The organism is Algibacter sp. L3A6, assembly GCF_009796825.1.
In the GTDB taxonomy this organism is placed as follows: domain Bacteria; phylum Bacteroidota; class Bacteroidia; order Flavobacteriales; family Flavobacteriaceae; genus Algibacter.
Genome location: NZ_CP047030.1, coordinates 2,984,697 through 3,010,513 on the forward strand (window position 1 = coordinate 2,984,697; position 25,817 = coordinate 3,010,513).

At 33.7% G+C, this 25,817-nt stretch carries 16 protein-coding genes; 5 read left to right on the forward strand and 11 right to left on the reverse strand.

Annotated elements, in window-relative coordinates; all coding sequences use genetic code 11:
* Nucleotides 1-161 precede the first annotated feature (161 nt).
* From GQR98_RS12560 to GQR98_RS12575, 4 genes are all read right to left on the reverse strand, one after another.
* Nucleotides 162-2,999 carry a metalloprotease gene (locus GQR98_RS12560; RefSeq protein ID WP_159019792.1) on the reverse strand — a complete coding sequence of 946 codons (2,838 nt, stop codon included), beginning with the start codon at nucleotides 2,997-2,999 and terminating at the stop codon, nucleotides 162-164.
* A gap of 289 nt (nucleotides 3,000-3,288) precedes the next feature.
* Entirely contained in the window at nucleotides 3,289-3,978 is a 690-nt protein-coding gene (locus GQR98_RS12565; protein ID WP_042499644.1) for a TIGR00730 family Rossman fold protein, read from the reverse strand.
* 36 nt (nucleotides 3,979-4,014) lie between these two features.
* Nucleotides 4,015-6,855 carry an excinuclease ABC subunit UvrA gene (gene uvrA, locus GQR98_RS12570; protein WP_159019793.1) on the reverse strand — a complete coding sequence of 947 codons (2,841 nt, stop codon included), beginning with the start codon at nucleotides 6,853-6,855 and terminating at the stop codon, nucleotides 4,015-4,017.
* Between the two features lie 127 nt (nucleotides 6,856-6,982).
* Nucleotides 6,983-7,330, reverse strand: a complete 348-nt coding sequence (locus GQR98_RS12575; RefSeq protein WP_159019794.1) for a hypothetical protein — start codon at nucleotides 7,328-7,330, stop codon at nucleotides 6,983-6,985.
* A 372-nt stretch (nucleotides 7,331-7,702) separates the two neighbouring features.
* On the opposite strand from GQR98_RS12575, the gene GQR98_RS12580 reads away from it, so the two are divergent.
* A complete protein-coding gene (locus tag GQR98_RS12580; protein WP_159019795.1) occupies nucleotides 7,703-8,227 on the forward strand; it encodes a hypothetical protein in 525 nt (174 codons plus the stop codon).
* Nucleotides 8,228-8,234: 7 nt separating this feature from the next.
* On the opposite strand, the gene GQR98_RS12585 is transcribed toward GQR98_RS12580, so the two are convergent.
* The 6 genes from GQR98_RS12585 to GQR98_RS12610 all read right to left on the reverse strand — a co-directional run bounded on the left by GQR98_RS12585 (nucleotide 8,235) and on the right by GQR98_RS12610 (nucleotide 18,775).
* Nucleotides 8,235-9,776, reverse strand: coding sequence for a ComEC/Rec2 family competence protein (locus tag GQR98_RS12585; RefSeq protein ID WP_159019796.1), 1,542 nt, complete (start codon nucleotides 9,774-9,776; stop codon nucleotides 8,235-8,237).
* A 163-nt stretch (nucleotides 9,777-9,939) separates the two neighbouring features.
* The gene (locus GQR98_RS12590; RefSeq protein WP_159019797.1) at nucleotides 9,940-10,656 is read right to left on the reverse strand and encodes a hypothetical protein; all 717 of its coding nucleotides are present in this window, start codon (nucleotides 10,654-10,656) and stop codon (nucleotides 9,940-9,942) included.
* Between the two features lie 59 nt (nucleotides 10,657-10,715).
* Entirely contained in the window at nucleotides 10,716-11,006 is a 291-nt protein-coding gene (locus tag GQR98_RS12595) for a gamma-glutamyltransferase (protein ID WP_159019798.1), read from the reverse strand.
* 103 nt (nucleotides 11,007-11,109) lie between these two features.
* On the reverse strand, nucleotides 11,110-16,353 hold the full coding sequence (locus tag GQR98_RS12600; RefSeq protein WP_159019799.1) for a T9SS type B sorting domain-containing protein: 5,244 nt from the start codon (nucleotides 16,351-16,353) through the stop codon (nucleotides 11,110-11,112).
* 125 nt (nucleotides 16,354-16,478) lie between these two features.
* Nucleotides 16,479-18,179: a gamma-glutamyltransferase gene (ggt, locus tag GQR98_RS12605; protein ID WP_159019800.1), complete on the reverse strand. Its 1,701-nt coding sequence runs from the start codon at nucleotides 18,177-18,179 to the stop codon at nucleotides 16,479-16,481.
* Complete coding sequence (locus GQR98_RS12610) at nucleotides 18,176-18,775, reverse strand: ACP phosphodiesterase (protein ID WP_159019801.1); 600 nt, start codon at nucleotides 18,773-18,775, stop codon at nucleotides 18,176-18,178. Before GQR98_RS12610 ends, ggt begins: the two co-directional genes overlap by 4 nt.
* A gap of 63 nt (nucleotides 18,776-18,838) precedes the next feature.
* Between GQR98_RS12610 and glmM the strand changes: the two genes are divergently transcribed.
* Nucleotides 18,839-20,227, forward strand: a complete 1,389-nt coding sequence (gene glmM, locus GQR98_RS12615) for a phosphoglucosamine mutase (RefSeq protein WP_159019802.1) — start codon at nucleotides 18,839-18,841, stop codon at nucleotides 20,225-20,227.
* Nucleotides 20,228-20,323: 96 nt separating this feature from the next.
* Here glmM and GQR98_RS12620 read toward each other — a convergent pair whose 3' ends face one another.
* The gene (locus tag GQR98_RS12620) at nucleotides 20,324-21,214 is read right to left on the reverse strand and encodes a lysophospholipid acyltransferase family protein (protein ID WP_159019803.1); all 891 of its coding nucleotides are present in this window, start codon (nucleotides 21,212-21,214) and stop codon (nucleotides 20,324-20,326) included.
* A gap of 56 nt (nucleotides 21,215-21,270) precedes the next feature.
* On the opposite strand from GQR98_RS12620, the gene GQR98_RS12625 reads away from it, so the two are divergent.
* The 3 genes from GQR98_RS12625 to porQ all read left to right on the forward strand — a co-directional run bounded on the left by GQR98_RS12625 (nucleotide 21,271) and on the right by porQ (nucleotide 25,722).
* Nucleotides 21,271-21,921, forward strand: coding sequence for a rhomboid family intramembrane serine protease (locus GQR98_RS12625; RefSeq protein WP_159019804.1), 651 nt, complete (start codon nucleotides 21,271-21,273; stop codon nucleotides 21,919-21,921).
* Nucleotides 21,922-22,082: 161 nt separating this feature from the next.
* Nucleotides 22,083-24,533: an endopeptidase La gene (gene lon, locus GQR98_RS12630; protein ID WP_159019805.1), complete on the forward strand. Its 2,451-nt coding sequence runs from the start codon at nucleotides 22,083-22,085 to the stop codon at nucleotides 24,531-24,533.
* Nucleotides 24,534-24,702: 169 nt separating this feature from the next.
* A complete protein-coding gene (gene porQ / locus GQR98_RS12635) occupies nucleotides 24,703-25,722 on the forward strand; it encodes a type IX secretion system protein PorQ (protein ID WP_159019806.1) in 1,020 nt (339 codons plus the stop codon).
* The last annotated feature ends 95 nt before the right edge of the window (nucleotides 25,723-25,817 follow it).

Here is a 25,817-nt window from a genome sequence, read left to right on the forward strand (position 1 = left end):
TTGTATAGTATCCTTTTTGCAAAAGTAGTTAATATTAACGATTTTTACAATGTTATGCGGCGTTAAAATATTGTTATTAATTTGATGAAATAATGTTTAGGCTTATTTCTGTTGAATTTTTCGTATTATTATCTAGGTAATTTTGATAATTCAATAAAAAATTAAAACCATCTGCGCCTAAATAAGCCAAGAAGAGCTTGGGGGTCTAAAGTGAATTTAAATCTGATTTTTTGGTCGTAATTTTCCTGACCAATTTCCCATCCTAAGTTAGAGTAGAGTGGAAGATAAATTTCAAAATAATCGGTAACTAAATTAATTCGAATACCAGAATCGTAAACCAAATGAGGATCGCGATGCTTATTTTTAACCAAACCAATATCACCATAAAGTAAAACGTAGTTCCAAAGCGTTGTACTAGCGTTAAAGGTTGACATCCATTGGTTTGCAAAAGGTGTATCTAATTTAGATTTAAAACCACCTTCGGCTTCTATATATTGCTGACTAAAGATACCCGAGGCTTCCGATCTACCTAAATAGGAATAATCGAATAGGTAATCCGACGGACGATCTAGAGCAAAACTAAAATAGTTTGAGCTCGTTGGCAGACTGTTTTTTATAAAAGCACCCGTATAAAAACGGATGTTTAATTGCCTGTTACTTTCAAATAACCTTCTGTATTCGTAATTAAAGGCTAGTTTACTAAAATTTTTGGCGACTTGAAAATCAGAATACCAACTGCTATATTTTATAAGGTTATTATTCGAGTTGGTGTAGCGCGCATTAAAAACCGAATAATTAGGTTCGGTATCGGTTAAAATATTAGTTGGGTCTTCATCTTGGTCTCTATTAATATCTAAATATCTAAAACTTAAAGATTCTCGTTTATTAGATCTGAAATCTGAATCGTCTCTAAAACTAAAAGAAATTGATGGCTGAATTTTACTAACAAACAAGTCTTCTGCGTAAGATTTGTAACTTCCGGAGACACCGTAATTTACAGAATACAAATTCCTGTTTTCAAAATAATGTGTTTTAAAAACAGCTGCTCCACCCGTAAATGTTTTAGATTTAATGGCGTATTGTGGTTCTATTCTGTAGTTAAAAAGTTTTCTTAACACTGTTTTATTGTAAGCTCTCACACCAAGTGTAAGACCGTCGTAAATATTATTAAATTCTACAATGGGCATAAAAAACACCTGGTTGTAATGCGGGTCTTCAATGTCTTGAAAAACTCTAAGCTGCAACGGTTTATTATTAAAAAAGAAACCTTTAAGCGATTTCCAGTTGTCTCTTAAGTTGTTTTCTGGAATACTATTTTCGTAGTTTAAAGCTAATTTGTTGGCGCCATTTCTGGGCAAGGTAAAGGTTTTACTTCCCGAAATATTTTCTAACCAAGTTTTAGAAATTATACTATCGTTATTTAAAGTATAAAGAGAAACAGGCATGCTGTTGTTTCTTTTGTTTTTAACGGTAAGCGTAATAGAATCTTCGGTTTTTGTAACGTTTTGTATTTTAAAATCTATCTTTTTTCGAGTCGCTATGTATTCAGAAAAAAACCAATCAATATCTTTATCTGTGTTAGATTTTATAAGTTTTTCAAATGCTTTTGTACTTGTTGGTTTTAGCTTATTCGTCTTCAAAAAAGATTCTATAGTATTTTCAACTACATCACCATTTACAAACTCGTCTAAGTACTTAAGGCCAACGCCTGCCTTGTATTTATTGGCAATGTTTTTGTTAAACTTCAACAGAGAATCCTTAGCCATTGTTAAAGGTTGGTCTCTATTAGTTCGCGCCATTAACATGTACGCTAAAGTGTATTTGTCGTTAAATTTCATGTCGGCAGCATGAAAAGGGCGTACGGCCCAATAATCGCTAATACTACCTAAAAACTTCATGTTTGGGTAATATTGGTCAACATAATTAATAGTGTAGTAAATTTGAATACCATCTAGCAACCATTGCTCTTTTCTCGGGTTAAGTAGCAAGGTGTTTTCTAAATAATTATGTAAAGCAATCTTTAATATTTTAAGTTCGTACTCAAAATTATCAGGATACGGTTTTATAAAATTTGGTAAAAAATTGAGCCCATAAACAGGGTCTTTATCGTAATCTATTTGTGTCAATAAAAGTTTTTCGTGCGGATATTTATCAAAGGTTTTTAATAAAAACTTCGATATTTTCTCGTTAATTAAAACCTTATCAATAATCTCTAAACCGCCATCGTCAATATTGGAAACTATAGCGAAATTATCACCTTTAATCGTATTAAAATTAGAGTGTTTACTTAAAAACAACTTGGTGTTAACTCTGTCTTTTCCTTCTAGTTTTATACTTTGTGAGTTTGCTAATTCTAGTCTTTCAATAACATCTAATTCCGAAGTAATATTATAACCCTTTGGATATTCAAGATCTAAGCTCACATCGGCCAACGGAATATATAAATCGTCTAAATCTTTATTGCTGTAATACTGCCATACACCATCGTAAATAGCAGGAGTAAAATACCAATAACGTAAATTTAAATCGCCTGTATCTGTTATGCCATAACGTGTAAATTTACTGTTAGGCACCTGCACGCGGTATTCTAATTTAATGGTGTAACTCTCGTTTGGCTTAACAGGTTTTACTAAATTAACCTGTAAAATATCCATTTGATTTTTTACTGGCGAGTACGTTAAAATGGCATCGTTTTGTTTGGCTAGGGTCACTACCGAAAAGCCACGATCTTCATTTTTAGCTAAATGAAAGTCATTTTTATACTCATCTGCAATTCTGGTTGCTAAAGCTGTTTTTTTAGTAGAATAACTGTTGTTCCAATCGCTTAAATAAATTGTACTAAGCGTGTCTTTGGAGGTGTTTTGGTAAGTAATTGTTTGTACAATTTCAATCGATTTGTTTTCAATATCAAATTTGGCTTTTAAGTCAATTTTATTCTGACTAAAACCAGCAAGACCAATAGAAGTAAACACGAAAATAAATAAAAATTGTAACTTCAAATTATTTTAACATTAATAAGGTTTGTAGTGCTTAAGGCTCTGCAATATAATAAAATAAGGTGGCTTAAAAATATTACTTTTAAGTTTAAGCCAAATTGTTTAGAATTAGAGAGAAACTCTATGTTTTTGGGCGTTACCCGAAAAGGGTCGGGCTTTCGGCAGTCGCTTTTTTGTGTTGCATAGGTGCAACCACACAAAAAGAGCTTCAACAATGCCTCAATCCCTAACGCAGGGCTAGCTTCTAAAACCAGTAATAGTAACTAGTTTAGAAGCTTTACCTGTGTATGTATTAAAAGTTAGGTGTTAATCTAGATTCTTTGTAGAAAGCGTCTAATATATCTATAACTTCATCTTCAGTATCAACTAAATGAATTAAGTCTAAATCCTTCGCGCTAATATTCTCAAAACTATCTAAAAGTGTCGTTTTAATCCAGTCAATTAAGCCTTTCCAGAAATCTGTACCTACTAGTATTATTGGAAATTTACCTATTTTATGTGTTTGTATCAATGTAATGGCTTCAAACAATTCATCTAAAGTTCCAAAACCACCTGGCATAACAACAAAACCTTGAGAGTATTTTACAAACATTACTTTTCTAACAAAAAAGTAATCGAAATCTAAACTTTTATCGTTGTCAATATAAGGGTTGTCATGTTGTTCAAAAGGCAATTCAATATTTAGTCCAACCGAAGTTCCACCGCCTAAATGCGCACCTTTGTTACCTGCTTCCATGATTCCTGGTCCACCGCCAGTGATAACACCGTAACCGTGTTCAACAATTTTACCAGCTACTTTTTCTGCTAATTTATAGTATTTGTGATCTGGCTTAGTACGTGCCGATCCAAAAATAGAAACACAAGGTCCTATTTTACTCATTTTTTCAAAACCATTAACAAACTCGCCCATTATTTTAAAAATGGCCCAAGAATCGTTTGTTTTATTTTCATTCCAACCTTTAGGGTGTTGTTCTTTTTTCATATGTATTATTCTGTTTTAAAAGTTTTTTTAATTTGTTTACTTTCCGTTTTCAAGCTCTAGCTTTAAAAAACGAGCGGTGTGGCTCTTTTTGTGTTTAGCAACTACCTCGGGAGTACCTTCTACAATAACCTTGCCACCGCCTTTACCACCTTCGTAGCCAATATCAATAACATGATCGACCGTTTTTATAACATCTAAATTATGCTCTATAATTAAAACGGTATTGCCTTTATCTGCTAATTTGTTCAAAACAATCATTAACACCCTAATGTCTTCAAAATGCAGGCCTGTAGTAGGTTCATCTAGAATATAAAAGGTATTGCCGGTATCTCTTTTGGAAAGCTCAGTAGCTAGTTTTATACGCTGTGCTTCACCACCCGAAAGGGTTGTGCTTTGCTGGCCTAAAGTAATATATCCTAAGCCAACATCTTGTATAGTTTTTACTTTTCTGTATATTTTTGGTATGTGCTCAAAGAAATCTACGGCTTCATCAATCGTCATATTCAAGACATCACTAATCGATTTTCCTTTGTAACGAATTTCTAAGGTTTCTCTATTAAAACGTTTCCCTTGGCAGGTTTCACACTCCACATAAACATCGGGAAGGAAATTCATTTCAATAACGCGTAAACCACCACCTTGGCAGGTTTCACAACGTCCGCCTTTCACATTAAAACTAAAACGACCTGCTTTGTAACCACGAATCATGGCCTCAGGGATTTTTGCAAATAGGGCTCTAATTTCACTAAACGTTCCTGTATAAGTGACAGGATTACTTCGTGGCGTTCTACCAATAGGCGACTGGTTAATATCAATAACTTTATCAATATGTTCCAAACCTTTTATGCTTTTATAAGGCATCGGTTTTTTAACACCATTAAAATAATAGGCATTTAAAATAGGGTAGAGGGTTTCGTTTATTAAAGTCGATTTACCGCTACCAGAAACACCAGTAACACCAATCATTTTTCCTAAGGGAAATTTAACAGATACATTTTTTAAATTATTACCCGTACAGCCTTTAATCTCTAAGAATTTACCATTACCTTCTCTACGTTTTTTAGGGATTTCAATTTCTTGCTTTCCGTTTAAGTAATCGGCTGTTAAAGTATCGTGAGTTTTTAATTCTTCTGGAGTACCAATGCTAATTATATTACCACCATGTTTTCCTGCTTTTGGACCAATATCAATAACATAATCGGCACGCTCAATCATGTCTTTGTCATGTTCAACCACAATTACAGAGTTTCCGATATCTCTTAAAGCAACTAAAGAGTTTATTAGTTTTTCGTTATCACGTTGGTGTAAACCAATACTTGGTTCATCTAATATATAAAGTACACCAACCAATTGCGATCCAATTTGAGTTGCTAAACGAATGCGCTGTGCTTCTCCTCCAGAAAGTGATTTTGAGCTTCGGTTAAGCGATAAGTAATTTAAGCCAACATCCAGTAGAAACTGCAATCTAGATTTAATTTCTTTTATTACTTCTTCAGCAATTTTTAGTTGCTTTTCAGAAAGATGCTCGTTTAAGTTTTTAAACCATTCGGATAATTCTACAATATCACTATTGGCTAATTCGGCTATGTTTTTTTCGTTTATTTTAAAGTAAAGCGATTCTTTTTTTAGTCGAGTGCCTTCGCAAACCGGACATGTAATTTTGTCCATGTAATCTTTAGCCCAACGTTTTAAAGAAGTCGATTCGGCTGTTTTATATTGATTGTCAATAAAATTAGCAACACCTTCAAAATCAATTTTATAATCGCGAGTTACGCCTAAAGTTTTACTTTCAACCGAAAATTTATCGTTACCACCATACATAATAATTTGTTTGGCTTCCTTAGGTATATCTTTATAGGCATCGGTTAATTTAAAATTGAACCGTTGTGCAATAGTTTCAAACTGCTTAAAAATCCAAGAGTTTTTTTCTGGACCATGTGGTGCTAATGCTCCGTTTTTAATAGATAAACTATCGTCGGGAACAATTTTACTTTCGTTTACTTGGTATAGTTCGCCAATACCACTACAATTATCGCAAGCACCTTTTGGTGAGTTAAACGAGAAGTTGTTTGGTTCTGGATTTGGATAAGAAATTCCCGAAGTTGGGCACATTAAACTTCTACTAAAGTAACGTGCTTCTTGGGTGTCTTGATCTATTACTAAAAGCACATCTTCCCCATGATACATGGCGGTGTTAATAGTTTCGGTAAGGCGTTTATCGTTATCTTCGGTATCGTCAATTTTTAATCTATCGATTACAATTTCAATATCGTGATTTTTATAACGGTCGAGCTTCATACCTTTTACAAGGTCTTTTATTTCGCCATCTGTACGTACTTTTACAAAACCTTGTTTAGCAATTTGCTCAAAAAGTTCGCGGTAATGCCCCTTTCTAGAGCGCACTACAGGCGCTAGAACATTAATACGTTTTCCTTTAAAATCTTTTAGAATAAGTGCTTTAATTTGATCGTCGCTATAGCTCACCATTTTATCGCCGGTGTTGTAACTATAAGCATCACTGGCACGAGCAAAAAGCAAGCGCATAAAATCGTAAATTTCTGTAATAGTACCAACCGTAGATCGTGGCGATTTACTTGTGGTTTTTTGCTCTATAGCAATAACAGGGGAGAGGCCGTCTATTTTATCAACATCCGGACGTTCTAATCCACCTAAAAATTGTCGGGCATATGCCGAAAATGTTTCTATATATCGGCGTTGCCCTTCGGCATAAATAGTATCAAAAGCTAAAGACGATTTTCCACTCCCCGACAAACCTGTAATAACCACAAGCTTTTCTCGGGGAATAGAAACGTCTATATTTTTTAAGTTGTGAACTCGCGCTCCTTTTACTTCAATAAAATCATCAAATTGGCTCATAAATTGGCAAAAGTGCGAAGTTACGATTTTTGATGTTAAAATCTTGTGAAGATTAATTGTCTATTTTGTTAAAAGGAATTACGCTTAGAATAGTGTAATTCTTCTAGATGCTTTGGTTTACGCTGCATTATATTACAGACAGTTCACCCGAATTTATAGATGCATCGTAATTTGCTTTAACAGTTTTTAAATATCCAAAAAACTTGCTACCATCTTTCTTTTCTAAAATTACATATTTTGTGCCTTTGTTACACGTTTTTATATCGCTAACAACAACTTCGCTGCCTTGAACACTTTTGTAATTGGCAATTTTGCCCTTTTTTACTAAAAAGTTTAATTTAGGGAATTTAACATGGTTGTATTTTTGCCCTGTTGGTGAATTCACAATAAGTTGATCTCCAATTTCTGGCGTGTCTTGTGCACTTAAAGCTATGGTGAAAACAGATAAACAAGCGGTAAATAATAATTTTCTCATAATTTATAAGGTGTATTTAGTTATTGGTTTCAATAAAAATATACCTTAAAAACATTCATGTCAAGGGCTTTAAGATTAATTAACAAATACTTCAAAACCGTTGTAACATGAGTAATCCCTATAAAAAACAGGGTAGTTTATGGTTCTATTATTGTCTAAAATAGTGGTGGTATATTATTTTGGATACATTTGTAAGTAAAGTATTCAGTTTTTCTATTTGTACCCTCTAAAGTTATGGGTGGAGTCAAATTATTTTTCTGAATGACTTTAACAAGAAATTAAGAATATTTTGAGTGTTTGATGAGTGAAAATTTCATCCAAAATTTATTTAGTTTTAGTATTATTGTGTTTAAAATATAAAAACAACATCATATGAAATTATTAGGTATTGGGTCTCGAATTAATCATGCTACTCATGGAAAAGGTGTGGTTACCAATGTAACATCTCAGCATTATTGGGTAACGTTTATAGAAACCGGATTAGAAACTATTGATTTAGACAGTGATTTTGAAATTATTGAAGCTGCTGATGGCGATGTAGATGCTGTAAGTTTTTCTGAAGTTGAAAGTAGCTTGGTTAAAATATTAAAGCAATGGAGTGATGTGAGTGAAATTGTGCCTATTGCTGATAAGTATAAAGGCGGAAAACTTATTTTAGAACCAGCCGATGCTAGCATGAAACCATATGAGTTACCAATTGATAAGTTTTTTAATAAAATAATAATGGTTCGCGATCGCTTGCGTGTTATGGAGCAACGCATTAACGCTAGTGATTTGGATGAACAAGGTAAAATAGATTTACAACAATATATTACTAGAATTTATGGCAGCTTAACTAGTTTTAATATTTTATTTAAATCGAAAGCTCATAATTTTATTGGCCAACGTAGCAAATAAAATGGGTTTAACTAATTAAGGTAAGTTCACCAGAATCGTCAATTTTATATTCAAAATAAAACCACTTTTTTAATTTAGATTTTTCTTCAATTTTAAAAGCGGTTATCAGGCGTTCGCCATCTGTTTTAAGATAGATAGCGCCGTATACGTCTACATTGGTTTTTGCTAAATGGTTAATACCTTCTTCGATTAAAGCGTTGAGCTTATCCGACGGATTTTTCACCATTTTGCCAATGTTTTTCTTCAAGGTAGAGATTACGTTTTTATCTTCATGCTCTCGTGTAGAGCGCTGTAATTCTGTGGAAAGTAAAACGGGAGAATCGCCTCTGCCGTATTTACCTAAGCGTCCTAATAAATCTGGTCTTGGATGTACGTGACCTTCTTGATCTCCAGAAGAAATTACAAAGCAAGCCGGATTTACAGACGACATAAATTCGTTAGTAACGTCGGCTGCGCCGTGATGACAAACCTTCATTACTTCAGCATTAAACCAATGTTTTGCTTCTTCAATCATGATTTTTGATGCTTCGGTACCGTATCTAGGAAACGATTTTCGTTTTGTGTAATGTTTTAGAAGAAATTTTTCGGCAGGCTTATTTAAATCTCCACCAAATAATACTTTAAATTTTCCGTAATGCAGCCTTAAAATTATAGAATGGCCGTTTTTTGTTTTTCCGTAATCGCTTATTTTTTCTAAACGAATATTATCATTTTTATCTTTATCCGTAACAGGTCCGAGTACTTCTATGCTGTAATTTTTTCCGTCGGAAGGCGCAAAGTCTGGCATGTAAATTCTATCATTTTCATGAGTGCTTTGGCTTGAGTCGATAGAAAGCATTTTGAAATCCTTAATTTTAGGATTGTTTAAAGCGGCATGCATAACCTTCGGAAATACATATCTACCAAAGTTTGAATTATCACTAAAATGTGCTTCAATGTCAGTTTTGTTTATGGCTAAATTTTCAATGTACTTTTTTTTGGTCGTAGCATCTTCTTTATAACCTCCAACTTTATCAAAAGTTCCTTTTACTGGACGCTCCACCAAACCGTTTTGATAAATAGTGTTAAATCCAATGGTGTTATTTTCAAATATAGATTTAAACCCGTAGTAGTGATCCATATCGGGATGGGTAATTATGGCTGCTTCAAATTGAAATCCACGGTGGGCAAACCTGCCTTCGAGAAAGGTTTTCATGTTTTCTCCTTCTCCAGCATCAATAACCATAATGCGTTCCTCTTCGTTACGCTCAGGGGTAATTAGTACAGCGCCATCACCTTGGCCCACGTCTACAAAAACAATTTCTAATGGTCTAGTGTCCGTAGTATCAACTTCTTTTATAAAAAGTGTTTTGGCTTTTGGTGTGTTTGGCGACCAGTTTATGGCTAGCCAACCTGGTCCAATGTCACTAAAATCATGGTTGCCTTTAATAGAAAGCCAATCTCCCCATAAAACTTGGCGTTCTTTTTTAAGATTACCTGTTTTTACGTTAAGCTCGTATAAATATATTTTTTTGTGATCCTCCGATAAGCCAACAAATTTATGCGCCATTATAAATCGATTTAATTAATTTGTGGGTTAATAATTATCGAAGTTACTTGATGTATTAAAACTTGAACTTCCAGTTTTGGGTGGAATAAAATTACATAATTTTAATTAAAAGTTCTTGTATTAATCTTAAAATTAATAGTTTATTAATCTAGGTGAAGCTATTTTAGTTTGATGTTTTAAGATGGTCAATTTCTAATCCTAAAACCATAAGTTTATGGAAGTTTGGTAATAAAGCTCCTGTTTCGGTAGTTTTCCAATCGCTCCAAGTGGCCTCTAAACCATCGATAGGGAGTATGGATGTCCACATTTTAAAAGATACAGGTTTATAATTATCATCTAAAATCCATAAATAAGAATCTCCAGGCGTAGAGCCTCCCGACTTGTAAGTAATTAAAAGTGCGGGTTTGTTGTTTGCTAGCTTTACGAGGCGACGTTCGGTACCTGCATCGAAAACTTTATAAGGTGCCACAAGCCAAAAGGAATCGTTATTAAAATAATTAAGAGCCTTTTCTTTAAGTTCTTCAGCAATTTCGTTTTCTGTAATAAAACCATGAACATAAGCTTTGCTTAAACTGTGGTTGTTTAAGTCTAGAGCAACTCTGTAGTCTTTCCAAAAAACATCACAGGTGTTTTGGCTTTTTTGCCATTGGTAATGGTGTCTGTTTTTAAACGTCCATTCAATATAGTCTGTGTTTTTATAAGCTTCGAAATCTAAGGCTTTAAGCATGTTCTCTGCCAGAGCATCTGCTTGTTCACCTTTAACTCCTGTTGGTAAATCTTCATTATATTTAAAATAGACAAAACCAAATAGTAAAATGCTTGGTAATGTGAGGAATACAATGATTCCTAAAACGATTTTTGTTACTTTCTTTATTTTCAAACTGAGAGAATTTATTATCTTAATAATGCAAAGCTAGAAGTTTTAGGTGTATTAATCACTCAAAATCCGATGGCGGTATCATCTCCACGATAATCTGCGCCTCCTTCCAAAGTTTTATCATCTAAAACAAGAATTCCATCTACTTTTCCTATGACAGGAGAATCTTTTTCGTTAATTGAATACCTTAATTTTTTAAGGGTTTGTATTATAGTTTTATCGAAAGAATGGCGTTTCATGTTAATTTCATCTGGCAGCCATTGATGGAGTAAGCGTGACGAGTTTAGCGCTTCTTGCATGGTCATGTTATCTGCTTTAAAAGGTCCATTTAATATATTTTTCTGCCAAAGCATCTGTTTGTTCTCCTTGAATTTCAGTTGTAAAGCTTTATTATATTTCAGAAATAAATCAAAAAACGCATGAACTTTTGCTCATGCGTTTATATTAATTTTTGAATTATCTTTTAAGTGTGAAGTGTGCCTTCATAATTTTTCTCTCATTTGTTTTTGGTTCCCTATATTCTACAGTAAACCAATAATCGTTTGTAGGCATTAAATTACCATTATAAGTGCCATCCCATCCTTTACCTTTAGGGTTTAGTTGTTTTAATAACCTTCCGTAACGATCGAAAATATAAATTATAGCATCGGGTTGAGTATCTATAGAATAAATGTTCCAGGTATCGTTGTAGCCATCATTATTTGGTGTGAAGTATAGTGGGTAATCTATAACGAATATCTCAATACTGTTTTCACCACATCCGTCGATATTATTAGCTGTTACTACATTGTAACCAGGTTTAATATTTGTGAAAGTGTAGCTTGAAGTACCGTCACTATTAATTGTACCTAATTGTGGGGAGCCATCGTTTAAAATAAATGTATGATTTGTTGTTATTGTACTAATTTCAGAAGCAGTCGCGGTTACTGTTACATCATGCAGGTTTGCAAATGCAGGTGTTAACTCGTAGCTTAATTCTGGAGGTGCACTCGCCTCAACTATAATTGTATAGTTATTGGAGCACATGAAAGGGCTAAGCATATCGGTTACAATAAGATTGTATTCACCACTTTGATTTGGTATTAGTGATGGTTCCGTTTCGTTTGGTATAATTATACCGTTGTAATACCAAGAAAAGCTATATTCCGGTTTATTTAAAGGAATATTTATTACCGTAGAATCGTCAATAGCAATTCCATTGGTGTCAACACATATTAAGTATGATTCTTCTAATTGAATATATGGTAAACTTTCTACCATTAACCCTAGTTCGGTAATGGCATAACATGTGCTTCCTGGTGAATTGTTATCTACTCGCGCATATATAGTTTGAGGATTAATTGTGTTTTCGTAAAGATTAGGTAGAGTATTTGATTTTTGTTCCGCATCATCAAAAGTCGGATAATAACTAACAGAATATATAGTATTATCTAAGCCGTTTAGAACATTGTTGTCTTGGATGCTTAAATCGAAAACAGTGGTATTGTTTGCTGTATTATTATCTGTTTCAGGGGTGTCATCGCAAACACTATAAGTTTCTAAATTTTGATTTGCCAGAATAGTATCGTTTAAGACTGTAATAGTTTGTATTTGATCTATAGCCGAATTGCCATTAGTATCTTCTAAACTCCATGTTCTAGTAATGATTTTAGAACCAGGACATTCGCCGTCAACAATAGTGTCTATAAAAGTGGCTTGAATTCCTGTAGAACAATTATCCAATTCATCTAATACATCGCCAGTAATATTAATACTAATATCATAGTTAGAGTTAATGTCTGAAAAAATTTCAATATCATCTGGAGCAGTAAATGTCGGACTTTCGTTATCTTCTACAGTAACAATTTGTTCGCAAGTACTGGTGTTTCCAACTCCATCTGTCGCTGTCCAAGTTATTGTAGTATCTCCAGTAGGAAAAATTGTAGGAGCGTTATTTGTTAAACTAGCAACAATACAGTTATCAACAGCTGTTATGTTTCCTAAATTTACATTGCTAGCAGTGCATAATCCAGTATCTGTATCTATTGTTATGTCAATAGCGCAATTAATAGTTGGACTTTCGTTATCCTCTATATTTATTATTTGAATGGTACTAGTAGCGTTGTCGCAACGATCTTTAATGGTATAAGTTCTTGTTATTACAATTGGGTCGGTACCGGTAACTGTGTCATCGCTTGTTACAATTAAATCGTTATCATTGCTACATGAATCTGTAATAGTTAATCCCATGAGTTCTAACTCAGGTACGGTAGTTACTGCTATGTCGGCATCGCTAACAGAGCATTTTGCTATTGTTGTTTCTGCTATTGTACCGGTTAAACTAGGAGCCACTGTATCGTTTACTAAGTAGTTTTTAGTAGAAATTGTTTCATAGAATAAAGTGTCTCCTGTATTATAAATGTTATCATTATTGATATCTAAGTACTCTATTACAGTATAGGTTCGGGTTACGGTTTGATTACAATTACCAGTATCTAGACTATTTGCTGCTGTGATTTCTATTAGGCCACAATTATTATTGTTAATTAAGCCATCGGCATTTCCTAAAGTTTCAAATTCTGTTTGACTTAAAATAGTGCTCGATGGTATGTCATCATAACATTGAACTTGTGTAGGGGTTGTAGAAAAAGTTGGAGAAACCGATTCAGAAATGGATTTTATAGTTACGGTTAAGAATGCTGTATCAAAGTTATCAGTATTTGTTGTTTCTGTAATTTTGTATTCTAATGTGTAAGTTTGTCCAGGTAAACTGATGTTATTTACATCTATATTTCCCATGGCGTCTATGGTAATTACGTTTTCCGGATCTGCAGTTTCTGTAGTTACTAAAAAATCGGTTTGTACTAATGGCTGTTGACCGTAGGTGTCATTATCTAACACATTTAAAAGGTTGTTGTAAATTGTTGATGGGCAGATATCTAAAACAGAATTGTCAATAGCTGTTAAATCACTTTCTAATATGTTTATAGTTACTGTAGTGCTATCTATACCATTGCAACCAGTATCAACAACATAATCAAAAGTGTAAGTTCCGGCCTCTAATCCAGTTGCATCCCATAAATTATCATTTAAAGTGCCTGAAGGTGTTGCAGTAGTTTCTGTCCAGATTCCAAAATTATCATAAGGACCATTAATGTAGTCGAATAAATTCTCTAAAGTAGTATCTATAAATGCGATATCTACAGTTTGTCCATTACCAGCAATAGGCGGTGCACTAGTAACTGTATAACTTAAGGTTTGGTTAGCACAAGAATTTGGATTAGCACTATAGCTTAGAACTGCATTATATGTACCAGTATCTGTAGCAGAGTACGGTGTGAAATTTAAAGTGTTTCCCGTAGCAGAAAAACTAGGGTCTCCATCTTTGGTCCATGTAACATCAATAATTGATAAAGCATTAGTAGTAAGAAAACCATTTTCTCCAACACACAAGTTGTAGGGCTGTATAACAGATAATTGAGATTTATTAGCATTAATAACAAAATTACTTATAGCGCCACAATCATCACTTATTTGTACCTCGTATAGACCAGGTGTTAAGCCTGTAAACACAGGATCGTTACCGTTATCAATAGCAGGGCTAAGTGCAACTCCATCTTTACTTATTAACTCATAATTTAAATTGACACCTAATGCATCAATTAATAAATCATTAGTGCCATTTCCACAATCGATTACAGAAAAATCAACAAGCGTAATGTTATTATCACCAATTGTAAATTCTTGAAGCGTGTTATAGCAACGTTCTTGCTCACTAGTTCTTAAAAAAGAATAATAAATTCTAAATAATCCAGATCCGGTAACATTATTAATAAAACCACTATCAGTTATGAATTGCCCATAGTTATTTTGAGTATTAGTTAATATAACAGAGGTGTTGCTATCTTGGTATAAATATGTGTTATCTACATAATTAGTTAACTCGGCAGTAGCACTATTAATATTTGCCCAAACGCCATCTGTAGTGTTAAATTTTTGAAGAACAAAGGTTGGATTGGTTATATTAAATGTCGCAGTTAGATTAAGATTAAAGCTACCACAAAATGATGTAATCGAGGCGTCCACATCTTTAAAAAGAACTCCATTGATAGTTTTGGAGCCAGTTAAAGAGTAGCCGCATGTTGTTTCTACATCAAAAGTATAATCACCTGCAGGTAAATCATAAAGGTATATGAAATCTCCATAAAAATTATTAACAGTAGATGTTACTATGTCTATTGTTAGTGGCCCTGTGTAGTTTGCAGGTGCAGAGGTAATAGTTACGCTGTTAAAGCCAGCAGCTGAAGTTGTATCAGAAGTTCCTTGCTTTGTTACATTTATTTCTAAATTACCTGTTGCACCACAACCTTCTCTGGTTCTAATACTTAATTCTCTTGGGCTGTTATCGGTTACAACGTTTATAGTTTTATTTACTTGGCGACCACAGTTGTCTTTAAATGCAAAAGTGTAACTTCCATCAGGAAGGCTTAAGTTGTAGTGTCCAAAATATAAAGTGTTAGCGTTGGGAATTGGATCAGAAATATTAGATCCAACAGGAAAAATAGAGTTATAAAGGTTTGGATCATTATTTAGATCGAAAGCGGCTGGTGCAGATAAAACCTCAATGGTCATTGGAAATGCAAAGTTTGCAAAATCGGAAAACCTCAGACGCTGTCCTCCACATTCTTGAGTTGTTCGCGGAATAACATTTAATTTTGGTGGACCAGAAAAATCAACAGTACTTAAATAAACAACGCTACCACACACATTTGTTATTTGTGTTGTCACTGAATATGATGTGTCTTGTGTTGGAAGATTATAATAGGCCCCATTTTCATTGTTGGAGGTCCAGGTATCAGTCATCACTGTATCATTTCCATCGGCATCATCATCATAAGTTATTGTTACATCAAAAGGATAAAAGTTTTCATCAAGATCATTTGTTATACTTCCTGTGCTTAATTCTTCCAATACATAAATAAAAAGTTTTGTTTGCGAGCAATCTTCGTTATCAATATTATTATTAAATACATAAGGGTTTGTATAAGTAGGGGCTAGGTCTATTAAATTAATTCCTTGAACTACTATGTTGCCACAAACATCTTCAACTTCAATGGTGTAGTCTCCAAAGGCTAAATTTGTAAACGTACTTTCAGTACCAGCGTCTATTTGAGCCTGAGTAATGGTTTCAATTAACACACCAGCTTGTCTAACTCTATATTCTAAAACATTACCAGAGTTTAATAATACATTGATAGTTCCTAAACAAGCACTTTCTTGGATGGCGTCAAAAGTAATAGGTACAATGTTATTAGCGACTGTAATTACTTGTTCTATTATTGTATCAGTAGCTCCAATGGTTTCAGTTGCTCTTATAATATAGGTGCCACTATTTATAGTTGTTATATTGGTTGTAAAGTCAGCAGAACTAATTGGTCCTTCAAATACTGTTTCACTATTTATTGGTGTTGTTAAATCTGAGGTGTCATAAACTAAAAACTCAAAAGTAGCGCCTATTTCAGAAGCATTGATTTCTATTTGGATGTTTCCGTCTCCCGCGCACTCTTCTCCTTTAGCAGTAAGATTCATGGTGTAACCAGAAATTTCAGAGTTATTTATTGAATGTATATTATCTGTGTTTAATGCGAACACATTAGATATATCGCCATTGAATATTGTTAAAAACACTAAAAAAAGCAGTAGTAGGTATTTGTTTTTCATTACATTTTATTTTTAATAAGGTTATATTGCTATAAAGGCACAAGACTAATTATGGGGTGTTTAATAAAGTGCTTTTATAGAGGATTTATTAGTGAAAAAAGTTAATATTCTAATGATGTCTTTTGTTAAAACCCAACCGCGGTATCATCTCCACGATAATCTGCGCCTCCTTCCAACGTTTTATCATTTAAAACAAGAATTCCATCTACTTTTCCTATTACAGGAGAATCTTTTTCATTAATTGAATACCCTAATTTTTCAAGGTTTGCAATTATAGTTTTATCGAAAGAATTAGGTTCCATGTTAATTTCATCTGGGAACCATTGGTGGTGAAACCGTGGCGCGTTTACTGCTTCTTGCATGGTCATATTGAATTCGTGAACATTTAAAATAGTTTGTAAAACCGATGTGATTATGGTGGCGCCTCCTGGTGTACCAACAGACATAAATAACTCACCGTTTTTCTCAACAATTGTTGGTGTCATAGAACTTAACATACGTTTTTGGGGTACAATGCTATTTGCTTCGGCTCCAATAAGTCCGAACATGTTAGGTTCTCCTGGTTTGCTACTAAAATCGTCCATTTCGTTATTTAAGAAAAAGCCAAGCTCCGAGCAATACAATTTAGAACCGTAGGCGCCATTTAGCGTTGTTGTTGCAGAAATAGCATTTCCAAATTGATCTACAATAGAGTAGTGCGTGGTTTCATCACTTTCAATGATAGCAATATTTCCATGAGAAACATCTTTAGAAGACGTTGCTTTTTCAAATGAAAAATTGTCCATTCTACCGCCTAAATAAGCTTCATTAATTAAAGTTTCAATTGGGATTTCTACAAAATCAGGATCACCTAAATAAAAACTTCTATCGGCATAAGCGCGACGTTCGGCTTCGGTAATTACTTGAATGGTTTTTTCAGAATTATGACCAAATTCATCGATATGAAAAGGTTCAATCATTTTCATTATTTGTGCCAAACAAACGCCTCCACTAGAGGGTGGCGACATCGAAATAATTTTTAAATCATCATAAGAAAAACTAATAGGTGTACGCCATTGGGCTTCATAGCTGGCTAAATCTTCTTCTGTGATGATTCCTCCGTTATCTTGAATGAAACTAGCTAGTGTTTTAGCCGTTTCACCTTTATAAAATCCATCTTTTCCATGTTCTAAAATACGTTCTAGCGTTTCCGCTAAGTTAGAGTATTTAATGGTGTCGTTTGCTTTCCAAGCTTTATCAAAAAGAATAGAGTCTTTATTCGCCTTCTTAAAAAATGGTTGGTAGTGTTCAATACGTTTTTCTTGTTTTTCGGTAACTAAAACCCCTTTTCTAGCTAAAGCGATTACGGGGTTCAATATATCTTCAATAGGTAAAGAGCCAAGTTTTTTGTGCACTTCAAATACTCCAGCAACCGTTCCTGGTACGCCAACAGCCATAGCACCAAGTGTACTTTTTTCTGGAATTACGTTGCCGCTTTCATCTAAATACATGTTTTTAGTAGCAGCCATTGGTGCTTTTTCACGGTAATCTATAGCGCCAGTTTCTCCATTTGCTTTACGGTAAACCATAAATCCTCCACCGCCTAAATTACCAGCGTATGGATATGCAACAGCTAAGGCAAGTTCTGTGGCAGCCATAGCATCAAAGGCATTTCCTCCTTTTTTAAGAATATCATTTCCTATTTTAGAGGCTTCAACACGTGCCGAAACAACCATAGCATTTTGAGTTATTAACCCAGTTTGTTTTATGCTTTCGGGTGCTTTAACTTCTTTTTTACATGAAACAAAAAATGAGAGTAAAAGTGCAGTATATAGAATGTGTTTCATAAAATTGTTTCGTTAAGTTCTTTTAATTTTTCACTTGAGAAAGCGATAAGTTCATCAAAGAATGAAGAAAATTCACTTTCAAATTCTTTATAGAAAAGTTCTAGTTCGTGTACGGCTTTGTCCATTCCCGATCTGTTTTTTGTACGTCGGTTCATGCCATCTAAAACTTTAGATATACCTTCAATGGATGCGTAGCTTAGTAACCAGTTGTCGCTAATCATGTAAGGCATCATTTTTTGAATTCGTGAAGGAAGCGCACTGTAATTATCTTCTAGAGAATCGTAAAAGGTATCGACATATTTTGCCAAAGGGACACTAGAATAAGCGGTCCAGTTTTTAGCCAAAAAATGATCGTAAAGTATATCGACAATCACTCCAGAATAATGGCCGTAATTTTCATGAAGCCTTTTAGTACTCAGTCTAACTGTTTTATGAGCATCTGTGTAAGTATCTATATTTCGGTGTAATAAAATACCAATTTGAATGTCTCTTTGGTAATTTTTATAATTTTTTCCTTTAATACCATCGGCAATAAAATTTCCGACTGTTACCAAATCATTATCCCCTGAAAGATAAATATGTGCTAAATAGTTCATGGGGGAAATTTACGAATTCCGAATTTGAAATACTATATTTGTCCTTTAAAATTAAACAAAACTATGACACTAATAAAATCAATTTCAGGAATTCGCGGGACTATTGGCGGGCAAGTAGGTGATAATTTAACACCTATTGATGCTGTTAAATTTGCATCGGCATATGGCGTTTGGCTTAAAGAAAACCGTAAAAAAGAAAACTATAAAGTGGTTGTTGGTCGTGATGCTCGTATTTCGGGTAAAATGATGCAAAACTTAGTTATGAATACACTAATTGGTTTAGGTATTGATGTAGTCGATTTAGGTCTTTCTACAACACCAACCGTTGAGGTTGCTGTAACTTTAGAGCATGCCGATGGTGGTATTATTCTAACAGCAAGCCATAATCCAAAACAATGGAATGCCTTAAAATTACTTAATGAAAAAGGTGAGTTTTTAGATGCTATTGAAGGTGAAAAAATATTGAATATTGCTGAAAGCGATACCATGAATTTTGCTGAAGTAGACGATTTAGGAAAAATCACAAAAAATAAAGCTTACATAGATTTACATATTATTGAAGTGCTAGATTTAGATTTAGTAAACGTAAATGATATTGAAGCAGCTAAATTTAAAGTAGTTGTAGATGGTGTTAATTCTACTGGAGGTATTGCTATTCCTTTGCTTTTAGAACGTTTAGGAGTTGAGGTTGTAAAACTTTATTGTGAGCCAAATGGTGAATTTCCACATAATCCAGAACCATTAAAAGAGCATTTAACAGATTTATCTGAAGAGGTTAAAAAACATAACGCCGATTTCGGAATTGTGGTAGATCCAGATGTAGATCGTTTAGCCTTTATGGACGAAAACGGTAATATGTTTGGTGAAGAGTATACTTTAGTAGCTTGTGCAGATTATGTGTTAAGTAAAACACCAGGAAACACAGTAAGCAATATGAGTTCTACTCGTGCCTTACGTGATGTTACTGAAAAGTACGGAGGAACTTACGAAGCTAGTGCAGTAGGCGAGGTGAATGTGGTAGATTTAATGAAAAAAAATAAAGTGGTTATCGGTGGTGAAGGTAATGGAGGTATTATCTATCCAGATTCTCACTACGGTCGTGATGCACTTGTTGGTGTCGCGTTATTTTTAAGTTTATTAGCAGAAAGACAAATGTCTGTTAGTGCACTTAGAGCAACGTATCCTGATTATTTTATGAGTAAGAAGAAAATTCAATTAACACCAGGTTTAGATGTTGATGGTATTTTAAAGGAAATTGAAACACGTTACCAAAACGAGCAATTAACAACTATTGATGGTGTAAAAATTGACTTTGCAGAAAGTTGGGCACATTTACGTAAAAGTAATACAGAGCCAATAATTAGAATTTACACTGAAGCAAAATCGCAAACTGAAGCAGATACTTTAGCCGATAAATTTATTGAAGAAATTGGCGCTATTGCGAAACAGTAGACTTTGAGTTAAACTGTTTATGTTTATAAAAAAAAAACGAGTTAGATACCTAACTCGTTTTTTTTATTACTATAATTTGAAATGATTCATTTTTATCTACAAAAATGCCTGTGGAACTTTATCTTTATGCTTCCAGCGTTTATGGGTCCATAAGTAATATTCGGGTGCTTCGTAAATTTGTTCTTCCACACGTTTTAAGGCCTGATCTGTAATTTGATAATTTTCAACACCGCTAGTGTCTTTAATAATATCCATAAACGTGGCTTCATAATAACCTCGTTTTACTTTTTTTACTTTTAGAAATAGGGTAGCCATACCTAAACGTTTGGCAAGAACTTCTGCGCCAACATGCACAGGTACTTTTACGCCCATAAAATTTTGCCAATGCAAAGCTTTATTTGCTCTCGGAGATTGATCGAAAACAAAACCGTTAAAAGTTAATTCCTTATTTACTTTAGCTCTTAAAAGTGTTGGTACAGTTTCTTTTGTGGTTATTAAATGGCTATTATATTTAGCACGAATACGTTTCACTAGGGCGTCAAAATATTTATTGCTTAATTTTTTGTAAACGGCATATCCTTTATGGTTTACATGGGCTTGTAGAATAAAAATCCATTCCCAACTCGCATAATGTCCCATTAAAAGTATAATACTTTTATTTTCTTTTTCAAGTTTATGTATTTCTTCTACATTAGTGAAAATATAGCGCTTTTTTATTTCAGCTTCAGAGATGGTTATCGATTTAACTGCTTCTAAAATCATATCGCATAAATGACGATAGAATTTTTTTTGAATTAAAGCAAGCTCTTTTGCAGATTTTTCGGGAAATGCTAGCTTTAAATTACTGGTTACTACTTTTTTTCTGTAGCTTATTATGTGGTAAATTAAAACATAAACCGCATCGGAAACCAAGTAAAGCAATTTAAAGGGCAAAATAGAAATTAACCATAAAAACGGATAAAGAATAATATAAGCTATTAATTGCATGAAATAATTTTAGATTTGCAAATATATGTTAATCAATTTTAAACATTAAAGTGAGTATGGGAAAATTAGATTTAATAACTATAGTTATTATTGCTGCCAATGTAATTATCTCCTATAAAGGATTTAATGATTATGCTTTTTTTGAAAAATACAAATTCAATGTTGGTGGTATACAGCGTGGCGAGAAAATTCGATTTTTTAGTGCCGGATTTTTGCATGTAGATATGCAGCATTTGCTTTTTAATATGGTATCGCTTTACTTTTTTGCAGGTAGTGTAGCTAGTGCTTTAGGTGTTGTAGGGTTTTTAGCGGTTTATATTGGTAGCCTTATGTTTGGTAACTTATTGTCACTTTATTTTCATAAAAATGAATATCATTATAGTGCGGTAGGCGCAAGTGGAGCAGTAAGTGGTATTATTTACTCTGCTATTTTATTTCGTCCAGATATGAGCCTTTATATGTTTATGATTCCTATTCCAATTCCGGCTTATCTTTTCGGTATTGGTTATTTACTATATTCCATTTATGGTATGAAAAATAAAATTGGAAACATTGGTCACGATGCTCATTTTGGTGGTGCTATTGGTGGTTATGTTATTACTTTAATGTTAGTTCCGGCTATATTTCAGACTAATTTGTTAATGGTTATTTTACTCGCATTACCTATTGTTTTATTGTTTGTGATGAAAAAAATGGGTAAAATCTAATAATTGCTAAAATCATTATTGGCATAGCTATTGAATTTATAGAAGAGTTGAGTCTAAAGGTTTAGTTTTAAACACTTGATTTTTAGTTGCTTAATATTTTATGTAAATTGTTAAACTTAAAGTTCAATGTGTTTTTGTGACAGATTGACTCAAAATTATATATGAAAAAATCAAAATTTACAACTCTTGACAGTTTGTCATTACAGGAATTTGATGAGAACTCAGAATTAATTCCTTTAATGACGCCTGAAGATGAGGAAGCTATAAATAATGAAGAATTGCCGGAAACACTGCCTATTCTATCATTACGAAACACCGTTTTGTTTCCTGGTGTAGTAATTCCAATTACTGCAGGGCGTGATAAATCGATAAAACTAATAAATGATGCTAATAAAGGTGGAAAAGTTATTGGTGTAGTGGCTCAAAAAGACGAGTCGGTAGAAAATCCATCTGCAAGTGAAATTCACGAAACAGGTACTGTAGCTCGTATTTTACGTGTTTTAAAAATGCCTGATGGTAACGTAACGGTTATTATTCAAGGTAAAAAACGTTTTAAAGTAGCCGAAGTTTTAACAGAGGAGCCATACATGAATGCGACTATTCGCGACATGGCAGAGGCTAAACCTGCGATTAAAAACAAAGAGTTTTCTGCAATTATAGAATCTATAAAAGAGTTAGCTTTAGAAATTATAAAAGAAAGTCCGAACATACCTAGTGAGGCGTCTTTTGCTATAAAAAATATTGAAAGCAATTCGTTTTTAATAAATTTCGTGTCGTCTAACATGAATCTGTCGGTGGCCGAGAAGCAGTCACTTTTAGAAATGGACGATCTCAAATCTCGTGCATTGGCAACCTTGAAATTCATGAATGTTGAATTTCAAAAATTAGAACTTAAGAATGATATTCAGTCCAAAGTTCAAATGGATATGAGCCAACAGCAACGTGAATATTTTCTTCATCAACAAATGAAAACTATCCAAGAAGAATTGGGTGGTGTAAGTCATGATGAGGAAATTGACGAAATGAAAGTGAAGGCTAAAACAAAAAAATGGGATAAAAAAATAGGGAAGCATTTTACTAAAGAATTGGCTAAAATGCAACGTATGAATCCGCAAGTAGCCGAGTATTCTATACAGCGCAACTATTTAGAGCTGTTTTTAGATTTACCATGGAATGAGTTTAGTAAAGATAAATTCGACCTAAAGCGTGCCATGAAAATTTTAGATCGCGATCATTTTGGTTTAGAAGATGTTAAACGCAGAATTATAGAATATTTAGCCGTTTTAAAACTTCGTAACGATATGAAATCGCCTATTCTATGCTTATACGGACCTCCTGGAGTTGGTAAAACATCTTTAGGGAAATCTATTGCTGAAGCCTTAGGTCGCGAGTATGTGCGTATTTCACTAGGTGGTTTAAGAGACGAAGCTGAAATTCGCGGACACCGAAAAACCTACATTGGTGCTATGCCAGGCCGTATTATCCAGAGTTTAAAAAAAGCCGGAACATCAAATCCTGTTTTTGTTTTAGATGAAATTGATAAGTTATCAAATTCTAATCAAGGCGATCCATCTTCGGCTATGCTAGAAGTTTTAGATCCTGAACAAAACAGTGAATTTCATGATAACTTTTTAGAAATGGGTTACGATCTTTCTAAAGTTATGTTTATTGCAACTTCAAACAGTTTAAACACTATACAGCCTGCCTTGCGTGACCGTATGGAAATTATAAACGTTACAGGTTATACTATTGAAGAAAAGGTAGAAATTGGTAAGCGCCATTTACTTCCAAAGCAATTAAAAGAGCATGGTTTAACTACCGATAATTTAAAAATAGGAAAACCTCAATTAGAAAAAATAGTTGAAGGTTATACACGTGAATCGGGTGTTCGTGGTTTAGACAAGCAAGTGGCAAAAATGGTGCGTTATGCGGCCAAAAACATTGCCATGGAAGAAGATTATAATGTAAAAGTTTCTAACGAAGATATTATTGAAGTATTAGGTGGCCCTAAAATGGAACGTGATAAATACGAAAATAATAATGTTGCTGGTGTAGTAACAGGTTTAGCATGGACAAGTGTTGGTGGAGATATTCTATTTATAGAGTCTATTATTTCTAAAGGAAAAGGGGCTATGACGATTACCGGAAACCTTGGTAAGGTCATGAAGGAATCGTCTACCATTGCTATGGAATACATAAAATCTTATGCCGAAGAGTTTGGAATCGATCCTGCGGTTTTCGATAAGTATAATGTACATATTCACGTGCCAGAAGGTGCAACGCCAAAAGATGGGCCAAGTGCAGGTGTAACGATGTTAACATCATTAGTCTCTTTATTTACTCAGAGAAAAGTAAAGAAAAGTTTAGCTATGACGGGTGAGATTACACTACGTGGAAAGGTTTTACCTGTAGGAGGAATTAAAGAGAAAATTTTGGCGGCAAAACGTGCTAGAATTAAAGAAATCCTGTTGTGTGAAGAAAATCGTCGTGATATAGAAGATATTAAACCTGAATATTTAAAAGGTTTAACCTTCCATTATGTTACAGAAATGAGTGACGTTATTAAGTATGCAATTACTGATGAAAAAGTTAAAAACGCGAAAGTGTTATAATTGATAAATTAGATATAAAAAAATCCTCGACGTGTTCGGGGATTTTTTTTTACGCTTTCTACTTTAATCGATAAAACAAGATGAAAAGCACAAGGAATACTTTTTAAATTAAAATAAAAAATACATGTGTTCGTTTTAAGATAGATTTATTTTCTTTGCAGCCAGAACTATGTTTAAAAAAATAGCAACATTTTTTTGTTTTTCATTTGGCTTACTTGCAACTGCGCAAGTAGGAGGTGAGTCTACATATCAATTTTTGAATTTAATATCGTCACCTCGCCAAGCTGCATTGGGAGGTAAAGTATTAACAAATGTAGATTACGATGTTACACAAGGGCTTTATAATCCGGCTACTATTAATGTAGAAATGGATAATCAATTAGCCTTAAATTATGTAAGTTATTTAGGAGGTATAGGTTACGGAACGGCGTCTTATGCTTATACCATAGATAGGCGTACGCAAACCGTACATGCAGGAATTACCTATGTAAATTACGGACAGTTTGATGGTTATGATGAGGATGGAAATTCCACAGGAACTTTCAGCGGAAGCGAAACCGCATTATCCGTGGGTTATGCTACACAAATTGGATATTCAGATTTTTATTTTGGTGCAAATTTAAAATTGATAACCTCTAAATTGGAGCAGTACAGTTCGCTTGGTGCGGCTGTAGATTTAGGATTAATTTATATAGACGAAGATTTAGATTTCAATGCTGCTTTGGTGGTCCGTAATTTTGGAACACAAATTACAACCTACGCAGGCTTAAATGAGTCGTTGCCATTCGAGGTTAGTTTAGGTTTATCTCAAAGGCTAGAACATGTGCCTATACGTTGGCATGTTACTTTTGAAAACTTGCAAGAGTGGCCTATTAGCAGACCTAATCCAGCAAGAGAAACAAGTGATTTAAGTGGGGCAAGTTCTTCAGAAAAAATAGGTTTTGTAGGTCAGGTTATTAGGCATACCATTTTAGGTGCCGAGCTTTTCCCCGAAAGCGGATTCAATATTAGGTTGGGATACAATTTTAGAAGAGGTGAGGAGTTAAGAATTGTAGATCAACGTAATTTCTCTGGTATTTCTGCTGGTATTTCTATTAAAATGAATAAAATGCGTTTCAGTTATACCCACGCTAAATACACGAGCGCAGCAAATGCTAACTTTTTTGGTTTACAAATAGATTTGCAATAGCCATTCACTTTCCATTTAATTTAAACCGTTTTACTTTTTGCTTTATATTTCTTTAAGTATTTTTGAAAATTCAAAATAGAAGTCATTCAAAGTAC

What these genes read in the sequence shown, in the direction of transcription:
- GQR98_RS12565 (WP_042499644.1), bottom strand. Translation starts at nt 3,978, where the DNA reads ATGAAAAAAGAACAACACCCTAAAGGTTGGAATGAAAATAAAACAAAC.
- uvrA (WP_159019793.1), bottom strand. Translation starts at nt 6,855, where the DNA reads ATGAGCCAATTTGATGATTTTATTGAAGTAAAAGGAGCGCGAGTTCAC.
- GQR98_RS12575 (WP_159019794.1), bottom strand. Translation starts at nt 7,330, where the DNA reads ATGAGAAAATTATTATTTACCGCTTGTTTATCTGTTTTCACCATAGCT.
- GQR98_RS12580 (WP_159019795.1), top strand. Translation starts at nt 7,703, where the DNA reads ATGAAATTATTAGGTATTGGGTCTCGAATTAATCATGCTACTCATGGA.
- GQR98_RS12585 (WP_159019796.1), bottom strand. Translation starts at nt 9,776, where the DNA reads ATGGCGCATAAATTTGTTGGCTTATCGGAGGATCACAAAAAAATATAT.
- GQR98_RS12595 (WP_159019798.1), bottom strand. Translation starts at nt 11,006, where the DNA reads ATGCTTTGGCAGAAAAATATATTAAATGGACCTTTTAAAGCAGATAAC.
- GQR98_RS12600 (WP_159019799.1), bottom strand. Translation starts at nt 16,353, where the DNA reads ATGAAAAACAAATACCTACTACTGCTTTTTTTAGTGTTTTTAACAATA.
- ggt (WP_159019800.1), bottom strand. Translation starts at nt 18,179, where the DNA reads ATGAAACACATTCTATATACTGCACTTTTACTCTCATTTTTTGTTTCA.
- GQR98_RS12610 (WP_159019801.1), bottom strand. Translation starts at nt 18,775, where the DNA reads ATGAACTATTTAGCACATATTTATCTTTCAGGGGATAATGATTTGGTA.
- glmM (WP_159019802.1), top strand. Translation starts at nt 18,839, where the DNA reads ATGACACTAATAAAATCAATTTCAGGAATTCGCGGGACTATTGGCGGG.
- GQR98_RS12620 (WP_159019803.1), bottom strand. Translation starts at nt 21,214, where the DNA reads ATGCAATTAATAGCTTATATTATTCTTTATCCGTTTTTATGGTTAATT.
- GQR98_RS12625 (WP_159019804.1), top strand. Translation starts at nt 21,271, where the DNA reads ATGGGAAAATTAGATTTAATAACTATAGTTATTATTGCTGCCAATGTA.
- lon (WP_159019805.1), top strand. Translation starts at nt 22,083, where the DNA reads ATGAAAAAATCAAAATTTACAACTCTTGACAGTTTGTCATTACAGGAA.
- porQ (WP_159019806.1), top strand. Translation starts at nt 24,703, where the DNA reads ATGTTTAAAAAAATAGCAACATTTTTTTGTTTTTCATTTGGCTTACTT.